We start from the raw sequence: 24,359 nt of genomic DNA, 5'->3' as shown, positions 1-24,359 counted from the left end.
TTCAGATTTGAAAGCTTCTTTGTTTTCTTGCAGCCCTGGCTCCTCTAGCCCGAGCTACTTTTACCTTATACTTAAACCATCTTTCTTTAAATACTTTGCGCATAAAATTATCAAAGTGTCTGGTGATCACTAAGTTTTTAAAGCCGCGCCATTTTTCTATTGGACTTGATGGAAGCGCTCTCAGGGACACAGAATATCCTTCAGTATCATATTGTATGTAATGCCACCATCCAGACGGAATATAAAGTGTTTCGCCGGGATGAAGGATTGCTTCATAGCCATTTAAATAGAGTAGGGCCGGATATTTTCTGTAATCAGGTTTTTTGATCTGAGTGAGACTGTGGAAATTAAAAGGGAGCTTGTACATGAAATCTGATTGTTCCCAAGGAAACAGCCAGATCCTTTTAATGCCTTGAAATTGGGTAATAAAAACATGAGACATGTCAATATCAATATGATTTCTGGTAACAGAACCTTCACCTCCAAAAAACATAAATGGAAGCCATTTTAATATTTTGCCATCTGTAATGTCATTGTATATAATATCGTTTTTAAGTTCAGGTTTTATTTTCAATAGGTTAAATAAGAAAAGCCTGTGCTCGGTGGGAGTAGATTGTATCAGATCAAGATATTCTGAAAATGTAGATTGTGCTATGGGATCACTTGCCACTCTGTCCAGGGAATCCAGTTCACTGCCATATATATTTACGATATGATCTCCTGCAATTTCTTTGAAATAATTATAATTCCACTTTTTGAAAGCAGGGCTCTCCGGGTGTACAAAGTCTTTAAGAATAATGGGAATTCTAGGCTTCATGTGGCTGCTAATAAAGGTTGCAGAGTCAATTGTCTTTATTTTTTGTACCGGCTTTAACTTCATACTCTCGAATTTTAAGCAAATATAAATATTATCCTACTAATTTTATAGACTAATGGTGTTAAAAGTGAAAGTGATATCAAATTTTTAGAATTAAGCGTATAAAAGGTTTTATTTTACTGCCTTTTTAGTAAATTAGCACATCTAAAAAATTACTAAAAATGATCTCTGAAAAATACCTTCAACATTTACAGAATGAACTTCAGAATATTGAGAATGACGGACTTTACAAAAGAGAAAGAATCATCACTTCTCAGCAGAGTGCAGAAATAGAAGCGAACGGAAAAAAGCTTTTGAACTTCTGTGCAAATAATTATCTGGGATTATCCAACAATCCGGAAGTTATGAAAGCTTCCCAGGAAATGATCCAGTCTCATGGATATGGGATGTCATCGGTACGTTTTATCTGCGGAACACAGGATATTCACAAGGATTTAGAGAAAAAAATTGCTGATTTCTTGGGTCTTGAAGATACAATCCTTTACGCAGCTGCATTTGATGCCAATGGTGGTGTTTTTGAACCTTTATTTACAGAAGAAGATGCTATTATTTCAGATGAACTGAACCACGCATCAATCATTGATGGTGTTCGTCTTTGTAAAGCAGCGAGATATAGATATAAGAATAATAATATGGCGGATCTGGAAGCTCAATTGATTGCAGCTTCTGAAAAGAATCACCGTTTCAAAATTATCGTTACAGACGGAGTTTTCTCTATGGATGGTATTGTTGCTGACTTAAAAGGAGTTTGTGACCTTGCTGATAAATATGATGCTTTGGTAATGGTAGATGACTCTCATGCAACAGGTTTCATCGGGAAAACTGGTCGTGGAACTCACGAAGCTAATGAAGTAATGGGTAGAGTAGATATTATTACATCTACATTAGGAAAAGCTTTAGGAGGTGCTTTAGGAGGATTTACTTCCGGTAAAAAAGAGATCATTGATATGTTGAGACAGCGTTCCAGACCTTATTTATTCTCCAACTCTTTAGCACCTGGAATTGTAGGAGCTGCTTTAAAAGTATTGGATATGATTTCTGACAATACTTCTCTTCGTGATCAGGTAATGGAAAATGCAGACTATTTCAGAACAGAAATGAAAGCAAAAGGCTTTGATATTCCAGACGGAGATGCTGCGATTGTTCCGGTAATGCTTTACGATGCTCCCCTTTCTCAGAAAATGGCTGAAAAGCTTATGGACGAAGGAATCTATGTAATAGGATTCTTCTATCCTGTAGTACCGAAAGGAAAAGCGAGAATCAGAGTACAGTTATCTGCTGCTCATACCAGAGAACATTTGGATAAAGCGATTGCTGCTTTTGAAAAAGTAGGAAAAGAATTAGGAGTGATCTCTTAATCGTTGAATTGGTTACAACAATGAAAATATAATGTTCGGCTCGGGCAGCTTTGCTGCCCCGAGCCGAACTATTTTTTATATAAACCCCATTTTGATTAGATTTTCCTAATCAAAAGAAATTTATTTTTAACAATTATATAATAAGCTTATCTTTGCTGTTAATTTTTTCTGAATGCTTTATACAATAATCAAAGCGCTGCACATTATTTTTATGGTAAGCTACTTTGCGGGAATTTTTTATCTCGTAAGGCTTTTCGTGTACTATAAGGATACCGATGAATTTCCGGAAGAAAAAAAGAAAATTCTGAGAGAGCAGTATACCTTTATGGCCAGAAGGCTGTGGAATATTATTACCGTTCCCGCGGGAGTAATTATGACAATATGCGGATTGGTAATGATATTTTTAAATCCTGGTCTGATGAAAATGGGATGGTTTCATTTGAAACTGACATTCCTTGTAGGGCTTGCAATTTACCATTACTGGTGCTGGAAAAAAGTCCTTCATCTAAAAGCATTGAATGGAAATACACTGCCCACTGCCAATATCAAACTGAGACAGGCCAATGAAATTGCTACATTCATTTTGTTTCTGGTTGTATTTACAGTCATTTTAAAATCTATGGCAATTGAATACTGGTGGCAATTAATTACAGGATTTTTCGTTCTTGTATTTCTGATCATGATGACCGTGAAACTGGTTAATAAAAATAAAAAAAACAAATAATTGTAGAGGAGGGCGCATGTCCTTTTTACATCTTACAAAAAAACTATGATTGCAATTTTAAAGAAAGAACTTTGGAGTTACTTTGGAAACTGGAGCGCATGGGTGATCATTGCCGCTTTCAGTTTGATAGCGACTCTTTTCCTGTTCTTTTTCGACAACGATTCTAATATTTTTGAGATCGGGATGGCCTCTTTGCAGAGCTATTTCGTATTGGTTCCATGGCTGTTGATGTTTATCATTCCAGCCCTTTCTATGAAAACTTTTGCAGAAGAACAGCAAACCGGAACGTTAAACTGGCTTTTTTCACAGCCACTAAGAGTTTCAGAATTGGTCATCGGAAAATTTCTTTCCGTATGGGTTGTTGGTATTTTATGCCTTATTCCATCATTAATTTACCTTTATACGGTATATGTGTTGGGAGTTCCTGCAGGAAATATTGACCTTGGAATGACTTTCGGAAGCTATCTTGGACTGATTATTTTAATTGCAGGATTTGCCGCTGTAGGTATTTTGGCTTCTTCATTATCACAGAACCAGATTATGGCTTATCTGTTGGGCGTTTTCATGTGCTTTATTATGTATTTTGGAATCGAACAGCTGGCGAGCTATAAACTATTGGGAGGAGCAGATTTTATCCTTCAGAATATAGGTTTTTACCAGCACTTCTTAGGTTTTACAAGAGGGCTTATTGATTTTAAAGATGTGGCTTATTTTATCCTTGTCATCGGAGCATCATTAGTATTGTCTAATCATTTTATTAACAAAAAGAAGTAAAAACATGAAGAAGATCAATGCTAAATCTCCACTGGGAATTTTCTTATTTGCGATTGTTCCTTTGGTTATTATCCTGACGTATTCGGGAATCAGATTAGACTTAACAAAAGAAAAAAGATATACACTTTCCGATAACACGATCAAAGTACTGGAGTCTGTAAAGAAACCTCTGACTGTTGAAGTGTATCTGGAAGGAGACTTTCCGGCAAGCTTCAAACAGCTTCAGAGCGAAACAAAATTCATGCTGGAAGAATTCAGAAAAATTAATCCGAAGATTGATTTTAAATTCATCGACCCTATTAAAACAAAAATGTCTCAGGATAGCCTGATGGCAATGGGAATGCAGCCCTCTATTCTTCCGGATGTAAAAGATGGAAAGATCTCACAGATCACCCTTTTCCCATACGCAGTCCTAAAATATGGAAATGACGGGGCTTCTATTCCGTTGGTGGTACAGCAGGCAGGAATTGATGCAGATCAGCAGCTTACAAGATCTATTGAAGGGTTGGAGTACAATCTTGTTTCCAACATCAAAAATATTGCTGCCGCTAAGAAAAAGAAAGTCGGAATTCTGGTTAATCATGATGAATTGAACCCAGATGAATTTCAGGGATTCGTACATCTGGCTATGGAAAACTATGATGCAGGACCCATTATTCCTAGAAACCAAACCGAACTTTCTATAGAAGATATTCCATTATTGAAGCAAATGAGCGCTTTGGTGATTGCAAAACCAAGAAAAGCTTTTACAGATAACGAAAAAGTGATCCTTGATCAGTATATCATGAACGGTGGGAAAACACTTTGGATGATTGATGCCGTAAATGCTGAAATGGATACCTTAACAAGGTCCAAAAAAGTAATGCCTTTCCCGGTAGACATCAATATGACAGACTTCTTTTTCAATTATGGGATAAGAATTAATCCAGCTTTGGTAAAAGACGTTAAAAAGTTTGCTTTGTTAAGACTTGTAACAGGTGAAGTAGGAGGGAACCCTCAGTACACAAGCTTGCCTTGGCCTTATTTTCCGTTGGGAATTGCAGAAAATAACAATCCGATAACCAAAAATATCAATCCTGTAAAATTTGAATTCCCGACTTCTATCGACACTTTAGGAGGAAGAAAGAATATCAAAACAAAAGTTCTTTTCGAATCCAGTGAAAGAACATTGCTGAAACAGGTTCCAAACTATGTAGATCTAAAAGAAATTGCAAGTGTAGACAGTCTTGGGCAAATGGAAAAACCAAGTACTCCCAAGATCTTCGCTGTAGCACTGGAAGGAAAATTTAATTCTGCGTATGCATCCAGAATTGAAAGGAAATCTTACCCTGGATTCAAAACATCAAGTCCTGAAAATAAAATGATCATTATTGCAGACGGAGATGTAGGAAGAAATAAAGTGATCAAAGGTAAACCGCTTCCGCTGGGAGTAGATCTGCTGACAAACGAACAGTTCGGAAACGAACAGTTCCTTAGAAATGCTTTAGATTATTTGCTGGATGACAGTAATCTGATGGAACTGAGAAACAGAAACATCGAAGAAAGGCTACTGGACAGACAAAGAATTACTGAAGAAAAAGCCAACTGGCAGTGGCTGAACTTACTGCTTCCACTGGTAATTATAGGTCTTATTGGAGGATTGTTCTTCTGGTTGAGAAAAAAGAAATTTGGATAAAATAAATAAAATCCCGGAAGAGAGCTCTTTCGGGATTTTTGTTACAAAAGGATCATTAATCCCACTTCGGTTCTTGTGATTTCAACTGTTTCCATTTTGTTGTTTTTTGGTTGTTGATTAGTTTTTACCCTCGTTATAATGAGTCGGTAATTCCCAGGAAGAATTCTCAATCAGTTATTCGGAGATAATAGCGCTCTTCTGATCTTCCTGATTGAGGAACTCAAAGTAACAACAACAAAAAGAGCAATGTTAGAGTATAAACAACCAAATATTATCTTGCGTGAAAACGCCTAATAATCTGTTTAATAATTTGTTGATGAGTATTCTGTAAAGTAGATAGCGACTGTATTCACAGCTTTGTTTGATACTTCTCCAGCATATTCCAGATTAACCGAAACCCATAAATATTCTTCCATTATACCCTTTAATAAGTTCTGTTAAATATTTACTCTGGTTATGGATGTTTGTGATAAATCCACCATCCGGATAGGTCTCCAATTGAATCAATAATATTCTATTTCATAAATGTATTCATAAGGATTTACAGATATATCAGAACCTGAAGCCTCATAAATTTTATTGTTGAATTTATCATATTGAAACTTGGTAGATCCCGATGACTTACTGACAGGATTTTCATGGTAAAAGTGTGTTATGTAACCATTTTTGTCATATGACTTTGTACTTACATCCCATGTTTTGCCGATTCTGATATTGACCTCTTTAGTATTCCGATGCTGTTTATCGTAGCTGTAAAAATAATTGTATTGTTTGGATTTCCTGCTGATCAGATTGTTATTTTCAGAATAAATAAATTCTACATTGGCTTCCGGGAATAGTTTTCCGTTGCTGTACTCTTCAGATTTAACTTTATTTCCATCATACTTGATCTTCCTGACAAGCATTGTTTTTTGATCAGGTTGAACATAATTTACGAAAATAGAATTGTTTTCAGGTTCATAAATGATAGCCCAGTGAGCATCTCTGCGTTGGCCTTTTTCAAAATGAGACTCTCTATATTCGGTAATCTGATTTTTATTGTTGTAAGAGTATTGTCTTATATTTAAGGTGTCTTTGTCTCTTATAGTTTCCTTTCTGATCAGTCTGTTTTGAATATCATAATGATAATGAACATTTGTGAAAACCATAAAATTTACTTTTTCCAAGAGACCTTTGCTGTTAAAATAATGAATGTCAGCAATTTGTTTTTCCTTAGGATATTTATAGAATTTTGTTATTTTTTTTATTTTCCCATTTAAGGTATGGTTTTCATATTGATTAGGAAGACTGGTTTTTGCCTCAGGTATAAAATTATCTGACATGCGGTTAAAATCAATAGACGGATTTAAAAACGTATGCTGAGGGAGATAAACTTCTTTAAAATTAGCAGGCTCGTAAATATTTACTTTCGCATATATACTGTCCGATTGTGCATATCCTTTAATAAAAAATAGCAGGATAGATAAAAATGATAAGGCTGTCTTGGTAATTTTCACGGTAACTATAATTTCAAAGTTAGAAAGAGTTTCAAATATATAAAAAACAGTGCAGGTCTATAACAAAAAAGAAACCCGAAGGTTTCTCTATTTTATTTTTTCAGTGGAGCTGTTTTGCAGCTTTTGATTGTATCGTTTTATCCGCTCAATACTGATGTAAGTTTTCTACAATGATTTCTCTGAGTGATAGTGAAAAGCCTGTCACTGAGATCTTATAAAGGAATCTGTACATAGCCAATTCATCTGAATCTATCTAAAGATATTAGACAAATCGAATAGGTTGGCATTGGTACCCTTCCCTCTAAAAAAAAATTGATATTTATTTCATGTACTAGTTTTGATGTTGTAGGTATAAAAATAATATAAATTATTGTTGATAGGCTTCTGTTGGGAGCAAAGCTGCTGTTTTATAATAGCTGATATCGGTTGGGATTTGCGACTGAAGCTCCTGAAAAGTATCATAATCATAATGGGCCAAGCTTTCATCATCATCAGGGTCAGAGGTCTTTTTTACAGCCAGCTCCAGTTTACCGTCTTCCTGATAGCTGCATTCTATGGCTGCATATTTTTCACCATTTTCGTCAGTAGTATACCAGCATTTTATGGTTCTTTCAAGTTGGGGTTGGTGAGTTTCATTATCGATAACCTGGGAACAGATAAAGTTTTCAGGATCATCTGTTTTGAAAGCGGTTTTAGAAATTAAGGGCAGATCATCCACTGATAAGGAATACAACTTATTGGTGGAAATAATAAATCCGTCGGTAGTTTCTTTTTTTTCAATATCAAAAAAGTCTGACTTTTCCTTAAGATAATCTACTACCTGCGCCTCATCTTCATCGCTGCTTAGAAAATAATTGATATTGTAAACACTGTCTTCGTTGATAAATTCAATTTCTTTCAGGAAATCGGACCCTTCTTCATAATAATACAGATGATATTCGTTTAGCTTCACAGCATTATTTTTGGAAATAATCTCTCCAAAAATGTTTTTGTACACTTTTCTCATTTTTAATCATGTTAGTTAGTTTCATCTATTAGTTTAAGTGGTGGTCACAAAGATAAGTTTTCTTTTTTATCTTAGCTTGAAGCGTAAAATAGTATTTATTTCGTAGGTATATTATATATCCTTTATAAAATCCTCATATTCGTAGTAAAACCTCTCAAAACCGTCCATTTTGTCGATAAAAAATTCAAAAATTTCTTGCCAGGTATTTTTGTTAAATATAGAAACATTGTGTTTTTCTATCCATATTCTGCTGATAATCTTGCCGTTTTCAAGGATGAAGTGTTCATCTTTCTGAAAATCTCCGATAAAATCTTTTAAAATATCTTCCAGTGACCAGATCTTTTCATAGTAAGCATTTCTGAAGATTTCGTCTTTCATTTCGATATCAAGAGAAACCTCTGCTTTTTTATTGTCGGCAGAAAATTTAAATGCCATGTCCTTGATTTTGGTATCATAAAGAATCCATTTTCTGGGAAATGATCTTCCAAAAGCGGTCCAAAATTCTTTTTTTAATTGCTGTGCCTCTTGTTTACTGAACATATGGCAAACATAATGATTTAATAGGAGAAAGGCAAAAATGTGGTATTGAAAACCGTAAAATTACGGATGCATAAATTTCCACTTTTACTCTTTACAATTTCATTCTTCCACGTTTTTTCAAATATTAAACAATTTTCTTACTTTTGCTGTAATGCTTTCAAAAAAATCTCAATATGCGTTTAAGGCACTTTCATATCTTGTAGAAAAAAGAAATGAAGGTCCGATTCTTATTTCTGAAATTGCGGAACACAAAAGAATTCCTTTAAAGTTTTTGGAAAATATTCTGCTCGAATTGAAAAAGGCAGACATTCTTGACAGTAAAAAAGGAAAGGGTGGAGGATATTTTTTAAAAGAAAATCCTGAAAATGTGAAACTGGCCAAAATTATTCGTCTTGTAAACGGACCTATTGCCATGCTTCCTTGTGTAAGTCTGAATTTCTATGAAAAATGTGAAGACTGTAATGAAGATCACTGCGGGCTTCACGATGTTTTGATAGAGGTTCGGGATGCTTCACTGAATATTCTGGAAAGTAAAACTTTAATGGATCTGGTCGACTGACCTGATCCTTTTTTTGAATTAATAGTCTACTTATTTTGTAGGATAAATATTTTTATCAGATATTTGCATGACTTCAAATGAATAAATTATGATTTCAAAAGAAGAAGCACACCCATCACAAAAGCTTACATCTTTCATTCCTGCAGTACATCTGCTAGCTGATTATACTGTATCTGAAAAGAATTCTGTACTCAGAGGTGAGAAATACGAACAATCATCATGTGTTTTTAATATCAAAGATACTGATAATAAGATAATAGGTATTAAAACGACTGTGTAATATGGTGATTTCTAGAAAAATTCAAATAAGGCTTAATGTCCTTTTTGTGACGGCTGTCACGATATCGATTGGTGTTTTTTCAATGTATGAACTGGGATATCTGGATGAACTCCTGGGCATTTTAGCAAAAGATAATTACATTTTTTACTGGATGCTTCTGGTAGGAGTTTTTGCAGAAATTGTTGCAGGATCAATGGGCATGGGATACGGAGTCATCTGTACAACCACCCTTATGCTTCTGAATATTCCGCCGCATATTGTGAGTGCAAGTATTCATTCTGCAGAAAGCTTTACGACAGCCGCGGGAAGCATCAGCCATATCAGGTTGAAAAATGTGAGTAAGAGTTTGGTGAAGAAACTGGCTGTGCCGGCAGTTATTGGGGCTGTTATTGGAGCCGTAAGTCTTACTTACCTTGGAGAATATTATGCAAAGATCACCAAAACATTGATTGCTTTTTATACTTTATACCTCGGGATTCAGATTCTTTCGAATGCTTTTAAAGAAAAACAAAGTAAGGCATTGAAAAGAAAGACCAATCTGACAAGACTGGGAGTGATAGGAGGATTTATAGACTCTTTTGCCGGTGGAGGATGGGGACCTTTGGTAACCGGAACGTTAATTAAAAATGCTTTTACCCCTAGATTCGCTGTAGGAAGTTCTACCGTAGCCAAATTTATCCTTACCATAACAGCTGCTGTTACCTTTTTCTTTACTCTGGGAATCCAGCACTGGAATATCATTCTTGGGCTTTTAATAGGCGGAATTATCACAGCACCTTTTTCAGCGATGCTTACTGCAAAGCTTCCCGTTAAGAAAATGTTTGTGATTATCGGAACACTGGTGATCGTAATGAGTTCTATAACTATTTATAAATCAGTTTTAAATTAAAAATCATGCATGGTTTGGAAAAATAAAGGCCTTAAAAAGATATTCGGTTTTGAAAATATTTTACTTTTACATCACTAAATATTAGAACATGAATTTACATATCATTGCACTTTTTAAGTTTAATGAAAATTATCTGATGGATGCCGTAGAGCTGTTTCAGAAGCTTGTGAAAGAAACAAGAAAAGAAGAAGGCTGTCTGCAGTATGACCTTATTGAGGATAAAGATAATAAAGGAACTTTCTTCCTGATCGAGCTTTGGGAAAGCGTTGAACACCACAACAGACATAACGGTGAGGACCACCTTTTAGATTTCCGCAGAGATGCTTCCAAAATGTTGGAAAGCTCAGCAGAAGTGTATAAAGGATTTAAAATATATTAATTGAAAGATTTACGAATGCTGCACAGCTATTTGTTTTAGGGATAATTCCTAAGTCTTTTTTTTAAAATCTTTAATTATTAAAAAAATAAAGGGCGGTTTCATAGCATTGAAACCGCCCTTTTATTAGAAAAAATAGAAAGTATTAAAATAAAAATATCTTATTTTACGATAAGCTTTTTCGTTTCCGATTGATCTCCGTAAGTAATTTTAACAAGGTAATTCCCTGATGTAAGCGTAGAAAGATTCAAATCCTGTTTGTAGAATCCTGCCTGATTGGTAAGCTCAGCAGAGTATACTTTTTTTCCGGTAAGGTCATATACCTCGATATTTCCTTTGTTCCCCGATTTTTCTTTAACATCAAAAAGAACGGTTACTTTTTTATCAGCTGTCGTTGGGTTAGGATAGATCCCGAAAGATGCTTTTTTCCCTACTTCAGTAATTCCTAAAGTCTCCGTTATTTTTTTGTATTTGAAATACATATTTCCTGTAGTTGCCCCACCGTTTGTAGTGAAGTACATTCTATAGTAATCACTTCCTTTTTTGATATAGTATACAACATCATTTTTCACTGTTCCGATACCTTTCCAGGAGTGTCCTACTGTTGTAATAGCTGATGCAAAACTTGCACTTGCAGGTATTGTATAAGCTGCCGTTCCCTGCGTTTCAGGTTGTACCATTGCCACTTTTACATTCGGGCTTTGGATTGCTCCTGAAAGTGGATACATCTGTACGCCCATGTAGAAAGTATAATATTTGGTAAATACAAAATCCCATGCTGTTTTGGATGGCTCTAAACTAGGAACTTTTGCGCCTGTGTCAAATGAGAAATAATTGAAATAAGAATCATCCGTTCCATTAGCGATTGTTCTTGTTTCTGTAGCTCCCCATGATGTACCGTTCCATTTTGAATATCTGAATGTATATCCTGCAAAAGCATCTTCGATCGCAAGTTTAACATAAGCTCCTGAAGGATATTTTAAAACAAAAATTGCTTTCCCTTCAATATGGTGATTCAAAGGGTTGTAAACTCCCCATCCTGTTGAAGGAATGTTGGGATTTGGAGATGTTACAGGGCCTTGTTCAAAAGCTCCCTGGCTCCAGTCAGTCGTCTGGTCTGGGTTATAAAGAGGGGCTCCCCAAGAAGACAGATTGTTGATATTGATATTATCCCAGTCTGCTAAGTTGGTAGAAGCAGTGTATACTTCTATATCTTTTGCATCATTTATTCTTGATCCGAATGCAAAGTTTGAGTTTCTATAAAAAGCTATATCCCAGCTATTGGCAGGTTGAGAAATCATATTACCATCTGCAAGGTTTACGAATACTCGGTTTTGGTATCCACTCCCCATTGTCATATTTACCTGTGAGTATCCCAATGCGTCAGTTTGTGCTAAAACAGTCTGCTGAACAGTCAATGCCAATACTGAAGCCAATAATAGTTTTGTTTTCATAACTTATTTTTTAAATCCTTATTTAGAATGATTCCACAAAAGTATATAATTATTTTTAATGATTCTAAATAAAAACATGATTTTTATCGTGTTTTTATTTTAATGATGGCTTTGAAAAGATAAAATAAGAGTATGAAAAAGCCGGCAGGAGTAATCCTGCCGGCTTTATAAAGGCAAATAATAGTCTAATAAACCTTATTTTTTGATGAATTTTGATTGGATCAATTTTCCTTCTGCAGTTTCAATATTCATGAAATATACTCCGGTCTGAAGTGTATTGATTTCAAATCTTTGTCCGTTAAGCTTTCCTTCAGCTACTTTGTTCCCGGCAGCAGAATAGATTTGGATATTCTTAGGATCCTTTTTTACAATAAATTCTAATGCAGACTGATCAGAGTTTAATGCAAATCTGAAATTTTCTGTTGACTTATTATGATCAGATACCCCTAAAGAAGAAGTAGTATTATAAACAACATTATCAACCTGGATCGCAGTGTGTGAAGTTGTTGGTGTAAATTTAAATACAATATATGATCCTGTAGAAGCAGGAATATTCACACTTACATTCTGAATCGTTCCAATCGTAGTCACACTTATTGGGCTTCCTACAGCTACAAATGTTGCCATATCTGCCGGGTTGGATGCCACACCTATCTGGATTGTTCCCGTACCTGGAGACTGAACAACTAATGTTGTATCAAAAGTTAATGTTTTATTTCCTGTAGGGGCTTCAATTTGTGGAGTAATCAGGTAAGATGTTCCCGTAGCGTTATTTCCTGCATAAGATTGAACAGCTCTGTTAGTATCTCCGGCTACAATCATTCTTGGAGGTACAGGAGGAAATTCACCTGTTATAGGGGCAACGATGGCAGACCATCCAGACTGTGGAAAAGTAGTGTTCCCAATGGTAAAATTATTAAAATTTTCATTGATGTTAGACAGCTGAGCGTTTGCAGTAGCGGCTGTAAGCATCAGAGTTCCTAAAAGTAATTTTAATTTCATGAGATTATTTTTATTTAGAATTATTCCACAAAAATATACATTTATTTTTAATGATTCTAAATAAAGTTTTATATTTGTCGAAAATTTGTACCCTTATGAAGAAGAAAGTGCTTTCCGTTCTATCATTATCCGTGGCTTTCTGGATGAATGCACAAGAAAAGGATTCTCTTAATCAAAAGAAAATTGAAGAAGTTGTTATCACAGGACAGTATATGCAGCAGTCCATCAACAAATCTATCTATAAGGTTGACGTTATTGATGCCGAGCAGATTAAAAATATGGCAGCAACCAATGTTGCCGAGGTTTTAAATCAAAGTCTTAATATACAGATTACTCCAGATTCACGCTCAGGGAATTCTACCGCCAAAATAATGGGACTTAATGGTGACTATGTAAAGATCCTTATAGACAATATCCCAGTAGTAGGGGACACAGGATTGGGAAGTAATATTGACCTTACCAAAATTGCTTTAAGCAATATAGAGAGAATTGAGATTGTAAAAGGAAGTATGGGTGTTGAATACGGAAATGGCGCAGTGGCCGGAGTAATCAACATTATTACAAAGAAAAGCAGCTCAAAAAAGGTCAGTGTAAGAGGCTCATTGCAGGAGGAAACGGTAAGAGACCAGTATGATCTTAAGAAAAGAGGAAACGGAAGACATATTCAGAATTTGAATGTGGATTACAATATCAATAATGAATGGTTTGCAAGCATCAATTTCAACCATAACCAGTTTATGGGATATGAAGGAGAGAGCAAAGGTTATAAATACTTCGGACAGGATAACCAAAGAGGATATGAATGGAACCCGAAAGATCAGTATGACGCTTCTGCATTATTAAGATATACAAAAAATAAAACGACATTCTTTTATAAACTGTCTTATCTGAATGAAAAATTCAACTTCTACAATCCGGAAGTCAACAGAAATCCTCTTAATGATGGATTGGGTGGAGTAGCCTATGAAAGTAGAGACAGAAAGTACAATACAGACCGCTGGGTTCACCAATTCAATATTCAAACCAATTTGGGGCACATCCGTTATATGGGAGATTTCTCCTATCAGAATCAGGATAGAAAATTTTCTGACTACAATTATGATATTCCGAACAGAAATGTGAAAAGCAGACAGGAAGAACGATCTTATTATAAAACAGATGTTATCTATTCAAGAGGGATGTTCAGTAATTTTCTGGATAGTAAAGTTTTTGACTTCCAGTTAGGATATGAATTAGACTATACTAACGGATATGCTGCATTGATTGCAGGAGACTTCTTTAGTGAAGCAGTAAAAAGAAAGATATTTACGTATTCCAATTTCCTTTCTGCAGAATGGAATGTTTCAGACAAATTCTCCTTAAGACCGGGAGTAAGACTTTCTTTGAGCGAGAACTTTAATAATCAATACAACTACTCTTTATCTGCCAGATATAAAACTTCTGAGAATTCAAACCTTAGAGCAGTCGTAGGATCTGCAAACCGTTTCCCTAAATATGAAGAGTTATATACGTATTTTGTAAATATCAATCATGATGTGCAGGGAAATCCTGACCTAAATCCTGAAAAAGGATTCTCAGCAGGACTTTTCTGGAATCAGAATTTTGCTGCTGAAAATAACTGGAAAATCGCTTACGGAGTAGATGCGTTATATCTTGATGTGCGTGACAGGATTGAAATGGTGATGGTAAAAGAACCGTCAACCTATAAATACATGAATTTTAATAACTTTAAGAATCTATTGGTTTCAGCTAATGTAGATTTTAGAAAAGATCAGTTTGCTTTATCTTTAAGAGGGTCTGTAAGCGGAACATCTGTATCTTTGAATGATTTAAAATCTTCTTCCCCTACAGATTTCCAGTACTTGGTACAGGCAGGAGCATCAGCAACCTACAAACTGAAAAGTACCGATACCAACTTTTCCCTTTATTACAAATTCACAGGTCCGGACAGACTGTATGTATCAGACGGAGGCAATGATTTCCGCCTTGGAAAGATAGACAGTTTTCATATGATGGATTTCATTGTGAGCCAGCCTTTCTGGAATAAACATTTTGAAATTTCTGCAGGGGTGAAAAATATATTTGATGTAACACGATTAAACTCTACTGCAGTTGCCGGAACAGCCCATACAGCAGCGAATGGTTTTGTGAATTTATACTACGGCAGAAGCTATTTTGCCCGATTAATGTTTCAATTTTAAATAATAAGTTACTATTATGAAGTATTTAAAAATATTTTCTATTCTTTCTATCATGGTGGCCACGCAGTCTTGTCTTTCTGCAGATGAAGATCCGGTTCCGGTTCCTCCTATGACAGGATCTGAAGTCAATGTAAAAATCGGAGGCCCTACTGAGCCTAATCAGGTTTGGATCGATTTAAGTGACTATACTAATCCGGCTGTCAACAGCAGAACAGCTTGGGATCTTGGTTTTTATAGCGGTGATGCATACAGGGTTACTTTGAATGGATCTATTGCTATGACCGTAGTTAAAATACCCAATGCTACAGATATCAGCAAGGTAAAAGAATCTGATGTGGCAAGCTTGAAAGAAACCGCTCAGGTGGGAACATTTGATGCTGCAAACATGAAATATGTTGACAACCCGAACGGAAATTTCTTAACTCAGACTTCCGGGATTGATGCCATAAAAGAAAATGATGCTGAAAACCCTATTTATCTTATCAATCTTGGGAGAGAAATACCTTCTTCATCAAACATTGGAGCTGGTTCTGTTTCATTATCCAGTGATCCTAGAGGATGGAAAAAAATTCAAATCCTGAGAGCTCAGAATGGATATAAAATCCGTTATGCAGATTTGAATGCAACAGGAACAGATATCAAAGAATATATCATTACCAAAGATACAGAGTACAACTTTACATTCTTCAACCTGAAAACAGGAACTCCGGTAAAGATTCAGCCTAAGAAAAAGAGCTGGGATTTAGCATTCACAACATTTACCAATGAAGTATTCATGGGGCCTACAACCAGTGCAGGAAGTTATTTTTATGCTGATTTTGTAACAACAAATACACTTAATGGAGTAGGAGCTTATCAGGTAAGTGTTACGGGAAGTTTAGATGCTGCATATGGTGCATTTAAGTTAAAAGATGTTGAGCCCGCAAAATTTGTGTTCAATGATCAGAGAGCGATCGGAGATAAATGGAGAACAACTACAGGTACAGCTTCCAACCCGGTTCCTTTTGTGTATGCAGACCGTTTCTTTGTATTAAAAGATGCTGAAGGTTTCTATTTCAAATTGAGGTTCAATACCATGAAGAATACGAAAGGAGACCGTGGATACACCAATTTTGAATTCGAACCTTTATAAATAATCAAATAATAGTATATCATGAAAAAATTCATCCTTGCAGCCTCTGTTCTTGTAGCAGTATACTCTTGCAAAAAAGCAGAAGGAGCCGCAAAAGAAAATACAACAGAAGCTACTTCTGAAGCACCAAAAACCAACAATAAAATTGTAACATTAAACGGTGGGATTACTGAAATCGTAAGTGCTCTAGGCCACGAAAAGGAAATCGTTGCAACAGATGTTACCAGTACTTATCCTGCAAGCTTAAAAGCTACAGCAAAAGATTTGGGTCACATGAGATCAATGACCATTGAGCCAATCATGGCGGTCTCTCCGACATTAATTTTAGCTTCGGATAAAGATATCAACCCGGAATTGATGGGGAAAATCAAATCTTCAGGTATTCAGACTGAGGTTTTCAAACAGGAATACACGGTTGAAGGAACCAAAAAACTCATAGAACAAGTAGCAAAAGCTATCGGAAATACGAATTATCAGAAATTAAATGATAAAATTGATGCTGATCTGAAGCAGGTACAACCCATTGCTAAAAAGCCAAAAGTATTGTTCATCTATGCAAGAGGAAATATGTTGATGGTTAGCGGTAAAAATACACCAATGGCTTCATTGATCACCCTTGCAGGTGGAGAAAATGCTGTAACTGATTTTGAAGATTTCAAACCATTGACTCCTGAAGCAGTTGTAAAAGCTAATCCCGATGTATTGTTCTTCTTCGAAACTGGCCTGCAGGGAGCAGGAGGAAATGAAGGAGCGCTAAAAATGCCGGGCGTATCTCAAACCAACGCAGGTAAGAATAAGAAAATTATCGCAATGGACGGAGGTTTAGTTTCAGGTTTTGGACCGAGAGTAGGAGAAGCAGCAGTAGGATTAAACAAACTTTTAATTGAAAGCACAAAGTAAACTATACTTTTATCTTATTATAAGTGCGGTACTGCTTGCTATTATAGCAGTACTGTCACTTAATACAGGAGTCTATGATTTTGGAGGAAAATCTCCATTCATGGTTCTGTGGCAATTTATAAAAGGAGACACCCATTTATCATTGAGTGATAAATATGTGATTTGGGACGTAAGAGCAGCCAGAATTATTATGGCCATCTTAGTAGGAAGTATGTTGTCGGTTTCAGGAACAAGTCTTCAGGGGCTTTTCAAGAATCCTTTGGCGACGGGAGATTTAATAGGACTTACATCAGGAGCAACCCTGCTGGCAGCAATTGCAATTGTTTTAGGAGGGCATTTTAAAGAATATCTTCCTGAAGCAGTACAGTTTTCACTGGTAGGAATCTCGGCTTTTATAGGTTCTTTTTTATCAATGATGCTGGTATATAAAATATCAACAAACGGAGGAAAGACCAATGTAGTCATGATGCTGCTAACCGGAGTGGCAATAACGGCGATCGGTTTTTCAATAACCGGATTTTTGATTTACATCTCAAAAGATGAACAACTCAGGGATCTTACTTTTTGGAACTTGGGAAGTTTAGCAGCAGCAACATGGACAAAGAATATTATCCTGGCCATTGTTCTGGTTATTGCTTTCATTATTTTACTGCCTAAAGGAAAAGCGTTGAATGCGATGATGTTGGGAGAAAAAGATGCACAACACCTGGGAATCAATGTGGAAACACTGAAAAGGCAGATTATTATTATTGTAGCTTTAATGGTGGGAAGCTGTGTGGCATTTTCAGGAACAATTGGTTTTGTAGGTCTTATTGTACCTTATATTTTAAGACTTTTATTCAAATCCAATTATGCTTTTATTTTGCCATTATCAGCAATGTGTGGAAGCATTTTGTTGCTGACAGCAGATACCTTCAGCAGAAGTATTGTGGCACCGTCAGAATTGCCGATCGGAATTTTGACAGCCTTAATGGGAGGTCCTATTTTCATCGCTATTTTGGTAAAATTTAAAAAATCACTGTAATGATCAAGGCACACCAGATAAATTATAAACATAAAGAATTCCGTATTCTGGATGGGGTAGATGTCTCTTTGGAATATGGTGAATTTTTAGCCATTGTAGGTCCTAACGGAGCTGGGAAATCAAGTCTTCTGAGCGTTTTGGCAGATGAGGTGAAATCCGGTAATAACAAAGTCTTGTTTAAAGATAAGCCTATTAAAGATTGGAATATAAAAGAACTTTCAAAACACAAAGCAAAGTTCTCACAGCATAACAGCAATGATATTCCTCTTGAGGTAAAAGATGTGATTATGATGGGAAGGTATCCGTATTTTGATGCCCAACCCGGAAAAGAAGATCTTGAAGCCATGAACAATATGATGTACGAAACAGATATTTTTCATCTTAAAGAAAGAGAATACAATACACTTTCAGGGGGCGAAAAGCAACGTGTACACTTATCGAGGGTAATGGCGCAGCTTGAAAACGATATTGCCCATAAGCTGGTTTTTCTGGATGAACCTTTGAATAATTTGGATATAAAACATCAGTATAAGGCGTTGGAAATTATAAAAAACTTTACCAAAAAAGCCAACAGTGCTATTGTTGTTTTGCATGATCTGAACCTTGCTGCACAATTTGCAGATAAGATTTTATTAATGAAAGCAGGGCAGGTTTCTGCCTATGGGACTCCACAGGAAGTTTTTACAGCAGAAAATATCAGCAATGCCTATAACTTTCCCTGTACCATCTGTGACCACCCTATTACGAATAACCCAATGATCATTTTTGGATAACCATGGAAAAAGAAGAACTCAAAATCCTCGCACAGAATCTCGCCAACCCAGAAGGGGAAAAAGGCATTGAGATCGGTGAAATGATGAATGCCACTAACATCAGTATGACGTTAGAAAGTATCAGAACACTTGTGATAGATGACGATCAGCAAATTCTTGAAATAGGACACGGAAATGCCGGACATTTGAAAAGCATCATGAGTCTCGCAAAGAACCTGAAATATACGGGAATTGATATTTCCGAAACCATGCATAATGAAGCCAAAAGACTGAATAAAGAATTCGAAAATCAGGCAGAATTTATATTGTATGAAGGAAAAAAGCTCCCTTTTCAGGATAGGATTTTCGATAAAATATTTACAGTGAATACCGTGTATTTTTGGGAAAATCCAGTGGAGTTCTTAAATGAAATCTACAGAGTTCTGAAAGATGACGGAACCTTCGTTCTTACATTCGGACAGAGGGATTTCATGGAAAAACTACCCTTTACAGAATTTGATTTTACCTTGTACAGCAACAGTGAAATGGAAGAACTGATTTCCAAAAGTCATTTTCAAAGAATGAAAACTTCTGAAAAAGAAGAAGAAATAAAAAGTAAAACAGGAAACGAAACAATACAAAGAATTTATACAATTTTAACCATAAAAAAGTAAAATAATGAGCATATTAGTTAATGATTTAAAGGAAAAATGGGAGGCTCTGAAAGCAGAAAATCCACATATAAGAATAAGAAATGCAGCAGCACAATTAGAAGTAAGTGAAGCAGAATTATTGGCAACAAGCATTGGAGAAGGAGTAACTTCCCTGAACCCAGATTTCCCGGGAATCCTTACTGAAGCTGAAAAATTAGGAAAGGTAATGGCTCTTACCCGTAATGAAGAATGTGTTCATGAAAGAAAAGGAACGTACCTGAACGGAGATTTCAGCAGTCCTCATGCACAGCTTTTTGTGGGTGAAGATATTGATCTTAGAATTTTCCTTAACCACTGGAAATTTGCTTTTGCAGTAGCGGAAGGAGATAAGAAAAGCCTTCAGTTTTTCGGAAAAGACGGTTTGGCGCTTCACAAGATTTATTTGACTAAAGATAGTAACGAAGCAGCTTTCGATGCCATTGTAGAAAAATTTAAAGCAGAAGATCAGAATCAGGCACTTACTTTTGAAGCAGTAGCTCCAAAACAGGCTGAAAAAGCAGATTCGGAAATTGATGTGGAAGGTTTCAAAAAAGCATGGACAGAATTAAAAGATACACATGATTTCTTCATGATGACCAGAAAATATGGTGTAAGCAGAACACAGGCATTAAGATTGGCACCGGAAGGATTTGCTAAGAAAATTGATAATGCTAAAGTGGTAAACATCCTTGAAGATGCCTCTGAAAAGAATACTCCAATCATGGTTTTCGTAGGAAACAGAGGAATTATCCAGATCCATACAGGAAATGTAAAGAAAACACTTTGGCATCAGCAATGGTTCAACGTAATGGACCCGGATTTCAACTTACACCTGGATGTGACGAAAATTGCAGAAGCATGGATCGTGAAAAAACCAACAGAAGATGGAGAAGTAACAGCTATCGAAGTATTCAACAATGAAGGAGACTTTATCGTTCAGTTCTTCGGAAAAAGAAAACCTGGAATTCCTGAACTTCAGGAGTGGAAGGATCTTGTAGCATCATTAGAAAAGTAATAATTAGATAATTTGAATGAGACCGTTTTGTTTGTAAAATTCAAAGCGGTCTTTTTTATTTCAGATTTTGGCAGATAGTGGATGAAGAAAGTAAAAAGGCAGATTTGTAAATGAACGAATTCACTATTATAATTCAGAGAAAGCCAAATATTTGTGTAATTTGTGTTTAAATATAAAATAAAATGAAAAATATTTTCATCGCGATACTGCTGGCAGGTTTCTGCTCATTAAAGGCACAGGACTTTAAAGCGTATCAATTTTATGATAAAAAAGGAAAGGAGGTAAAGACGGATAAGCTGGTGAAAGAACTGGCAGATTATGATGTAGTTTTTTTTGGTGAAAATCATAACAGCTCTATCAACCACTGGCTTCAGCTTAAAATAACAGAAGCTCTCTTTGCAAAAAAGAACGGGCAGCTTATTCTAGGAGCAGAAATGTTTGAAAGAGACAATCAGGCCCAGCTGGATCAATATTTAAACGGAAAGTTTGACGCTAAAACATTAAAAGATTCCGCTCGTTTATGGAACAATTATAGTACAGATTACAAACCTTTGGTAGATTTTGCTAAAGATAAAAAACTGAACTTCATTGCAACCAATATTCCAAGAAGATATGCATCTCAAACCGCTAAAGAAGGTCTTGAATCTTTGAACAAATTAAGCGAAAAAGAGAAAACGTACATTGCTCAGCTGCCTATCAAAGTTACTTTGGACACTCCGGGATATCAGGAGATGAAAAAGATGATGGGTGACCATGCTGAAGGAACAAAAGTGATGAATTTTATTTCAGCCCAGGCTACAAAAGATGCTACCATGGCTGAATCTATTCTGAAAAACTATCAGGCAGGAAAAATGTTCATTCACTACAATGGAAACTACCACAGCAAAGAATTTGGTGGAATTTACTGGTATATCAAACAGAAAAACCCTAACCTGAAAATGGCCGTCATCTCAGTTTTTGAATCAGATGATACTGAGTTGAAAGTACCCGCCAAAGATTATATCCCAACAGATTTTAATCTGATTATTCCGGGAGATATGACAAAGACCTTTTAAACCTTCAACTGTTAGAGTGAAAAAATCAATAGGAACGGGCTTTAGCCCGTTTTATTTTTATAACAAAATTCCAATGGCTTTAGCCAAAACTTAAAATTTATGGATAAATAATCATTTTTATTCTACAATATTTACCTTTGTACTACATTCAAAAAACATGAAGAAATTACCCATCCTGCTGATCCTTTTTATAGGCTTAATGAATGCCCAGAAACTCACTTCTAATGAGCTTTCAATTATTAATCAAGGAGATGCAAATACTGCGCTGCCAATCTATCAGACGACAGATAACAATCAGCATAAAACATTGCTGAGTATTTCTTCGGAAGCCGATCCTCTTGACCCGAATACCGCTGTTTTGGTAAAAAGAATGAAAGAATCTCTTCTTTCAACAGATGGTGGAGTAGGAATTGCGGCCCCTCAGGTGGGAATCAACAGAAAAATTATTTGGGTGCAGCGTTTTGACAAAGAAGGAACTCCATTGGAATATTTTATCAATCCGGTAATTGTCTGGCGTTCCGATTTGCAGAACCTTGGTCCTGAAGGAGATTTATCTATTCCTGATTTTAGAGATCAGTTCTATAGAAGTAAAGTGATCCAGCTGGAATATGTGGATTTGAAAGGACAGAAATATACAGAAATAGTGGAAGGATTTACAGCCGTTATTTTCCAGCATGAGATCGACCACCTTTCCGGAATCCTGATTTCCGACAAAAAAGAAAAAGAAAAAAACAACTCTTACAAAAAGGTAGATGCCTATCAGAAAAGCGATTTGATGAAAGATAGAAGATAATGATGAGTAATAAATTATGAATGTGAAATTTTCCAATCATTTACAATAAACATAATCATCTGTGCGCATCTGCGAAATCTGTGGGAAAATAAAAAATAAAAAGGAGCTGTTTCCATGGAAACAGCTCCTTTCGTTATAACTATGCTTAAAAAAATTGGATTAGTCGTTGTTAGTTACTGATAACTTCACCTCAATATTATTTCTGGTAGCATTAGAATAAGGACAGATCTGGTGTGCCTTTTCTGTCAACTCCTGTGCCTCTTCAATAGAAACTCCAGGGATGTTCACATCAAGCTCTGCAGCCAGTCCGAAACCACCATTTTCAAGTTGGCCAATGCTTACCTGTGCCGTTACTGTAGTTTCTCCCGTCTTTACTTTAGAAAGACTGATTACTCTGTTCAGCGCACTATCGAAGCATGCAGAATATCCGGCTGCAAAAAGCATTTCAGGATTGGCAAAATCATCATTTGCTCCTCCAAGAGCTTTAGGCATTCTTACTTCAAGATCCAATACTCCGTTTTCACTTTTCACATGTCCGTTTCTGCCACCTTGAGCAGTAACCTGGGTTGTATATAATGTTTTCATTTATTTTTCTATTTTGTTTAAGATTTTTAAAACTGTTTCTTTAAGTTGTAAAAGCTCTTCAGGCTGTATATCAATTTTTTTCTGGATTTTTCCAGGAATTTCACAAGCCCTTTCACGAAGTTTTTTGCCAGCTTCATCTAAAAATACTTCAACCACTCTTTCGTCTTCTTTTTTACGTTTTCTGATGATGAATCCTTTGGTTTCCAGTCTTTTGAGAAGAGGAGTTAAAGTGCCACTATCCAGAAATAGCCTTTCTCCAATATGAGATACCGTCAGACCGTCACCGTCCCATAATATCATCATCACAAGGTACTGCGGATATGTAATGTCGAGCTCATCAAGAAAAGGACGATAAAGCCCTGTAATCTCTTTAGCAATTACATACAACGGAAAACAGATCTGGTTTTCTAATTTGGGTGTTTTCGGATTTTCCATAAGTTTGAGTACGAAAGATTCGATGAAGGTATTACTTTTTTATGATAAATTCATCCATTGGAATTCTGACTTTTTTCATAGAAGATAGCCAGTCATTAGCTTCATCACGGTATCCAAGGTATAAAAGACTTACACTTTTTAGTCCTAATTCTTTTAATCCCAATACTTCATCCACTACAGCGTTGCTAAAACCTTCTGCCGGAGTACTGTCGATTTTAAGCTCTGCAGCCTGTGCAAGAGCAATACCCAAAGCAATATACGTCTGGCGGGCAGTGTGTGCAAAATGCTCTTCTGCAGACTGCGCGCTGTACATTTCTTTGATTTTATCGGTATAGCTTCCGAAACGTCCTCTTGGAAGGTCTCTTACGTCAGTATGATAATCGTAAACTTTGTCAATTTTTTCATTAGAATAGCTGTCCCATGCTGCAAAAACCAAAACGTGAGAAGAATCTCTCATCACTTCAGGGTTCAAAGCTCCGGCTACCATTTTATCCTTCAGCTCCTGGTTTTCTACTACGATAATTCTGAATGGTTGTAAACCTGATGAAGTAGGAGCCAGCCTTGCTGATTCTAAAATAATATTAAGGTCTTCTTGTGAAATTTTTTTGTTGGGATCATAAGCTTTTACAGCGTGTCTCCAGTTTAGATTTTCTATTAATGACATTTCTCTTTTGTTTTTAAATTAAACTACTTGGTGTTTACTGAACTTCAATTTTAATTTTTTGAAGTAAATTAACTATGCAAATATATGATAAATTAAATTGT

The 24,359-nt window shown here is 35.9% G+C and carries 26 protein-coding genes; 17 read left to right on the top strand and 9 right to left on the bottom strand.

Annotation, left to right across the window (positions count from 1 at the left end):
• Position 1: 1 nt before the first annotated feature.
• Positions 2-880, bottom strand: a complete 879-nt coding sequence (locus tag LF886_RS16945; protein ID WP_236850779.1) for a cupin-like domain-containing protein — start codon at positions 878-880, stop codon at positions 2-4.
• Positions 881-1,038: 158 nt separating this feature from the next.
• On the opposite strand from LF886_RS16945, the gene kbl reads away from it, so the two are divergent.
• The 4 genes from kbl (at position 1,039) to gldG (ending at position 5,408) form a co-directional block, all read left to right on the top strand.
• A complete protein-coding gene (gene kbl, locus LF886_RS16940; protein WP_236850778.1) occupies positions 1,039-2,235 on the top strand; it encodes a glycine C-acetyltransferase in 1,197 nt (398 codons plus the stop codon).
• 172 nt (positions 2,236-2,407) lie between these two features.
• Positions 2,408-2,959, top strand: a complete 552-nt coding sequence (locus tag LF886_RS16935) for a CopD family protein (RefSeq protein WP_236850777.1) — start codon at positions 2,408-2,410, stop codon at positions 2,957-2,959.
• A 45-nt stretch (positions 2,960-3,004) separates the two neighbouring features.
• Positions 3,005-3,733 carry an ABC transporter permease gene (locus tag LF886_RS16930; RefSeq protein WP_124536393.1) on the top strand — a complete coding sequence of 243 codons (729 nt, stop codon included), beginning with the start codon at positions 3,005-3,007 and terminating at the stop codon, positions 3,731-3,733.
• Positions 3,734-3,737: 4 nt separating this feature from the next.
• Positions 3,738-5,408 (top strand): gliding motility-associated ABC transporter substrate-binding protein GldG, encoded by a 1,671-nt coding sequence (gldG, locus tag LF886_RS16925; protein ID WP_103233879.1) that lies wholly within the window; start codon positions 3,738-3,740, stop codon positions 5,406-5,408.
• Positions 5,409-5,911: 503 nt separating this feature from the next.
• Here the strand turns inward: gldG and LF886_RS16920 are convergent.
• The 3 genes from LF886_RS16920 to LF886_RS16910 form a co-directional block, all read right to left on the bottom strand.
• Positions 5,912-6,904 carry a hypothetical protein gene (locus tag LF886_RS16920; protein ID WP_236850776.1) on the bottom strand — a complete coding sequence of 331 codons (993 nt, stop codon included), beginning with the start codon at positions 6,902-6,904 and terminating at the stop codon, positions 5,912-5,914.
• A gap of 367 nt (positions 6,905-7,271) precedes the next feature.
• Positions 7,272-7,910, bottom strand: a complete 639-nt coding sequence (locus LF886_RS16915; protein ID WP_236850775.1) for a hypothetical protein — start codon at positions 7,908-7,910, stop codon at positions 7,272-7,274.
• A gap of 111 nt (positions 7,911-8,021) precedes the next feature.
• Entirely contained in the window at positions 8,022-8,450 is a 429-nt protein-coding gene (locus tag LF886_RS16910; RefSeq protein ID WP_236850774.1) for a DUF4268 domain-containing protein, read from the bottom strand.
• 151 nt (positions 8,451-8,601) lie between these two features.
• On the opposite strand from LF886_RS16910, the gene LF886_RS16905 reads away from it, so the two are divergent.
• The 4 genes from LF886_RS16905 to LF886_RS16890 all read left to right on the top strand — a co-directional run bounded on the left by LF886_RS16905 (position 8,602) and on the right by LF886_RS16890 (position 10,557).
• Positions 8,602-9,009 (top strand): RrF2 family transcriptional regulator, encoded by a 408-nt coding sequence (locus LF886_RS16905; protein ID WP_103235005.1) that lies wholly within the window; start codon positions 8,602-8,604, stop codon positions 9,007-9,009.
• A gap of 88 nt (positions 9,010-9,097) precedes the next feature.
• On the top strand, positions 9,098-9,289 hold the full coding sequence (locus tag LF886_RS16900) for a hypothetical protein (protein ID WP_236850773.1): 192 nt from the start codon (positions 9,098-9,100) through the stop codon (positions 9,287-9,289).
• A 1-nt stretch (position 9,290) separates the two neighbouring features.
• Positions 9,291-10,178 (top strand): sulfite exporter TauE/SafE family protein, encoded by an 888-nt coding sequence (locus tag LF886_RS16895; protein WP_236850772.1) that lies wholly within the window; start codon positions 9,291-9,293, stop codon positions 10,176-10,178.
• Positions 10,179-10,266: 88 nt separating this feature from the next.
• On the top strand, positions 10,267-10,557 hold the full coding sequence (locus LF886_RS16890) for a putative quinol monooxygenase (RefSeq protein WP_124536379.1): 291 nt from the start codon (positions 10,267-10,269) through the stop codon (positions 10,555-10,557).
• 158 nt (positions 10,558-10,715) lie between these two features.
• Here the strand turns inward: LF886_RS16890 and LF886_RS16885 are convergent, their stop codons facing one another.
• Together LF886_RS16885 and LF886_RS16880 are read right to left on the bottom strand one after the other, a co-directional pair.
• Positions 10,716-12,008, bottom strand: coding sequence for a T9SS type A sorting domain-containing protein (locus tag LF886_RS16885; RefSeq protein WP_236850771.1), 1,293 nt, complete (start codon positions 12,006-12,008; stop codon positions 10,716-10,718).
• A gap of 195 nt (positions 12,009-12,203) precedes the next feature.
• Complete coding sequence (locus tag LF886_RS16880; RefSeq protein ID WP_236850770.1) at positions 12,204-13,010, bottom strand: T9SS-dependent choice-of-anchor J family protein; 807 nt, start codon at positions 13,008-13,010, stop codon at positions 12,204-12,206.
• 95 nt (positions 13,011-13,105) lie between these two features.
• Here LF886_RS16880 and LF886_RS16875 point away from each other — a divergent pair, with 95 nt between their 5' ends.
• From LF886_RS16875 to LF886_RS16835, 9 genes are all read left to right on the top strand, one after another.
• A complete protein-coding gene (locus LF886_RS16875) occupies positions 13,106-15,211 on the top strand; it encodes a TonB-dependent receptor plug domain-containing protein (protein WP_236850769.1) in 2,106 nt (701 codons plus the stop codon).
• Positions 15,212-15,227: 16 nt separating this feature from the next.
• Positions 15,228-16,343: an HmuY family protein gene (locus tag LF886_RS16870; RefSeq protein WP_236850768.1), complete on the top strand. Its 1,116-nt coding sequence runs from the start codon at positions 15,228-15,230 to the stop codon at positions 16,341-16,343.
• 21 nt (positions 16,344-16,364) lie between these two features.
• Positions 16,365-17,243, top strand: coding sequence for a hemin ABC transporter substrate-binding protein (locus tag LF886_RS16865; protein WP_236850767.1), 879 nt, complete (start codon positions 16,365-16,367; stop codon positions 17,241-17,243).
• Positions 17,227-18,267 carry a FecCD family ABC transporter permease gene (locus LF886_RS16860; RefSeq protein WP_152289601.1) on the top strand — a complete coding sequence of 347 codons (1,041 nt, stop codon included), beginning with the start codon at positions 17,227-17,229 and terminating at the stop codon, positions 18,265-18,267. Before LF886_RS16865 ends, LF886_RS16860 begins: the two co-directional genes overlap by 17 nt.
• Entirely contained in the window at positions 18,267-19,040 is a 774-nt protein-coding gene (locus LF886_RS16855) for a heme ABC transporter ATP-binding protein (RefSeq protein ID WP_236850766.1), read from the top strand. The genes LF886_RS16860 and LF886_RS16855 overlap by 1 nt, the downstream gene beginning before the upstream one ends.
• Before the next feature lie 2 nt (positions 19,041-19,042).
• Positions 19,043-19,693 carry a class I SAM-dependent methyltransferase gene (locus tag LF886_RS16850; RefSeq protein WP_236850764.1) on the top strand — a complete coding sequence of 217 codons (651 nt, stop codon included), beginning with the start codon at positions 19,043-19,045 and terminating at the stop codon, positions 19,691-19,693.
• A 4-nt stretch (positions 19,694-19,697) separates the two neighbouring features.
• Entirely contained in the window at positions 19,698-20,726 is a 1,029-nt protein-coding gene (locus tag LF886_RS16845; protein ID WP_236850762.1) for a hemin-degrading factor, read from the top strand.
• A 182-nt stretch (positions 20,727-20,908) separates the two neighbouring features.
• Complete coding sequence (locus tag LF886_RS16840) at positions 20,909-21,781, top strand: ChaN family lipoprotein (RefSeq protein WP_236850760.1); 873 nt, start codon at positions 20,909-20,911, stop codon at positions 21,779-21,781.
• A 157-nt stretch (positions 21,782-21,938) separates the two neighbouring features.
• Positions 21,939-22,574, top strand: coding sequence for a peptide deformylase (locus LF886_RS16835; RefSeq protein ID WP_236850758.1), 636 nt, complete (start codon positions 21,939-21,941; stop codon positions 22,572-22,574).
• Between the two features lie 159 nt (positions 22,575-22,733).
• On the opposite strand, the gene LF886_RS16830 is transcribed toward LF886_RS16835, so the two are convergent.
• From LF886_RS16830 to LF886_RS16820, 3 genes are read right to left on the bottom strand one after another with little or no spacing between them, the layout of a single operon-like run.
• Positions 22,734-23,159 carry an organic hydroperoxide resistance protein gene (locus tag LF886_RS16830; RefSeq protein ID WP_103233745.1) on the bottom strand — a complete coding sequence of 142 codons (426 nt, stop codon included), beginning with the start codon at positions 23,157-23,159 and terminating at the stop codon, positions 22,734-22,736.
• Positions 23,160-23,594 (bottom strand): MarR family winged helix-turn-helix transcriptional regulator, encoded by a 435-nt coding sequence (locus tag LF886_RS16825; protein ID WP_109738121.1) that lies wholly within the window; start codon positions 23,592-23,594, stop codon positions 23,160-23,162.
• 31 nt (positions 23,595-23,625) lie between these two features.
• Positions 23,626-24,258, bottom strand: a complete 633-nt coding sequence (locus LF886_RS16820; RefSeq protein WP_236850757.1) for an NAD(P)H-dependent oxidoreductase — start codon at positions 24,256-24,258, stop codon at positions 23,626-23,628.
• Positions 24,259-24,359: the final 101 nt, after the last annotated feature.

It is taken from the genome of Chryseobacterium sp. MEBOG07 (assembly GCF_021869745.1).
Classification (GTDB): Bacteria; Bacteroidota; Bacteroidia; order Flavobacteriales; family Weeksellaceae; genus Chryseobacterium; species Chryseobacterium viscerum.
This window is presented reverse-complemented; position numbering and strand designations above follow the sequence as displayed.

Coding starts and splice junctions, on each gene's coding strand:
- LF886_RS16945 (WP_236850779.1), bottom strand. CDS start 880: ATGAAGTTAAAGCCGGTACAAAAAATAAAGACAATTGACTCTGCAACC.
- kbl (WP_236850778.1), top strand. CDS start 1,039: ATGATCTCTGAAAAATACCTTCAACATTTACAGAATGAACTTCAGAAT.
- LF886_RS16935 (WP_236850777.1), top strand. CDS start 2,408: ATGCTTTATACAATAATCAAAGCGCTGCACATTATTTTTATGGTAAGC.
- LF886_RS16930 (WP_124536393.1), top strand. CDS start 3,005: ATGATTGCAATTTTAAAGAAAGAACTTTGGAGTTACTTTGGAAACTGG.
- gldG (WP_103233879.1), top strand. CDS start 3,738: ATGAAGAAGATCAATGCTAAATCTCCACTGGGAATTTTCTTATTTGCG.
- LF886_RS16915 (WP_236850775.1), bottom strand. CDS start 7,910: ATGAGAAAAGTGTACAAAAACATTTTTGGAGAGATTATTTCCAAAAAT.
- LF886_RS16910 (WP_236850774.1), bottom strand. CDS start 8,450: ATGTTCAGTAAACAAGAGGCACAGCAATTAAAAAAAGAATTTTGGACC.
- LF886_RS16905 (WP_103235005.1), top strand. CDS start 8,602: ATGCTTTCAAAAAAATCTCAATATGCGTTTAAGGCACTTTCATATCTT.
- LF886_RS16900 (WP_236850773.1), top strand. CDS start 9,098: ATGATTTCAAAAGAAGAAGCACACCCATCACAAAAGCTTACATCTTTC.
- LF886_RS16895 (WP_236850772.1), top strand. CDS start 9,291: ATGGTGATTTCTAGAAAAATTCAAATAAGGCTTAATGTCCTTTTTGTG.
- LF886_RS16890 (WP_124536379.1), top strand. CDS start 10,267: ATGAATTTACATATCATTGCACTTTTTAAGTTTAATGAAAATTATCTG.
- LF886_RS16885 (WP_236850771.1), bottom strand. CDS start 12,008: ATGAAAACAAAACTATTATTGGCTTCAGTATTGGCATTGACTGTTCAG.
- LF886_RS16880 (WP_236850770.1), bottom strand. CDS start 13,010: ATGAAATTAAAATTACTTTTAGGAACTCTGATGCTTACAGCCGCTACT.
- LF886_RS16875 (WP_236850769.1), top strand. CDS start 13,106: ATGAAGAAGAAAGTGCTTTCCGTTCTATCATTATCCGTGGCTTTCTGG.
- LF886_RS16870 (WP_236850768.1), top strand. CDS start 15,228: ATGAAGTATTTAAAAATATTTTCTATTCTTTCTATCATGGTGGCCACG.
- LF886_RS16865 (WP_236850767.1), top strand. CDS start 16,365: ATGAAAAAATTCATCCTTGCAGCCTCTGTTCTTGTAGCAGTATACTCT.
- LF886_RS16855 (WP_236850766.1), top strand. CDS start 18,267: ATGATCAAGGCACACCAGATAAATTATAAACATAAAGAATTCCGTATT.
- LF886_RS16850 (WP_236850764.1), top strand. CDS start 19,043: ATGGAAAAAGAAGAACTCAAAATCCTCGCACAGAATCTCGCCAACCCA.
- LF886_RS16845 (WP_236850762.1), top strand. CDS start 19,698: ATGAGCATATTAGTTAATGATTTAAAGGAAAAATGGGAGGCTCTGAAA.
- LF886_RS16840 (WP_236850760.1), top strand. CDS start 20,909: ATGAAAAATATTTTCATCGCGATACTGCTGGCAGGTTTCTGCTCATTA.
- LF886_RS16835 (WP_236850758.1), top strand. CDS start 21,939: ATGAAGAAATTACCCATCCTGCTGATCCTTTTTATAGGCTTAATGAAT.
- LF886_RS16830 (WP_103233745.1), bottom strand. CDS start 23,159: ATGAAAACATTATATACAACCCAGGTTACTGCTCAAGGTGGCAGAAAC.
- LF886_RS16825 (WP_109738121.1), bottom strand. CDS start 23,594: ATGGAAAATCCGAAAACACCCAAATTAGAAAACCAGATCTGTTTTCCG.
- LF886_RS16820 (WP_236850757.1), bottom strand. CDS start 24,258: ATGTCATTAATAGAAAATCTAAACTGGAGACACGCTGTAAAAGCTTAT.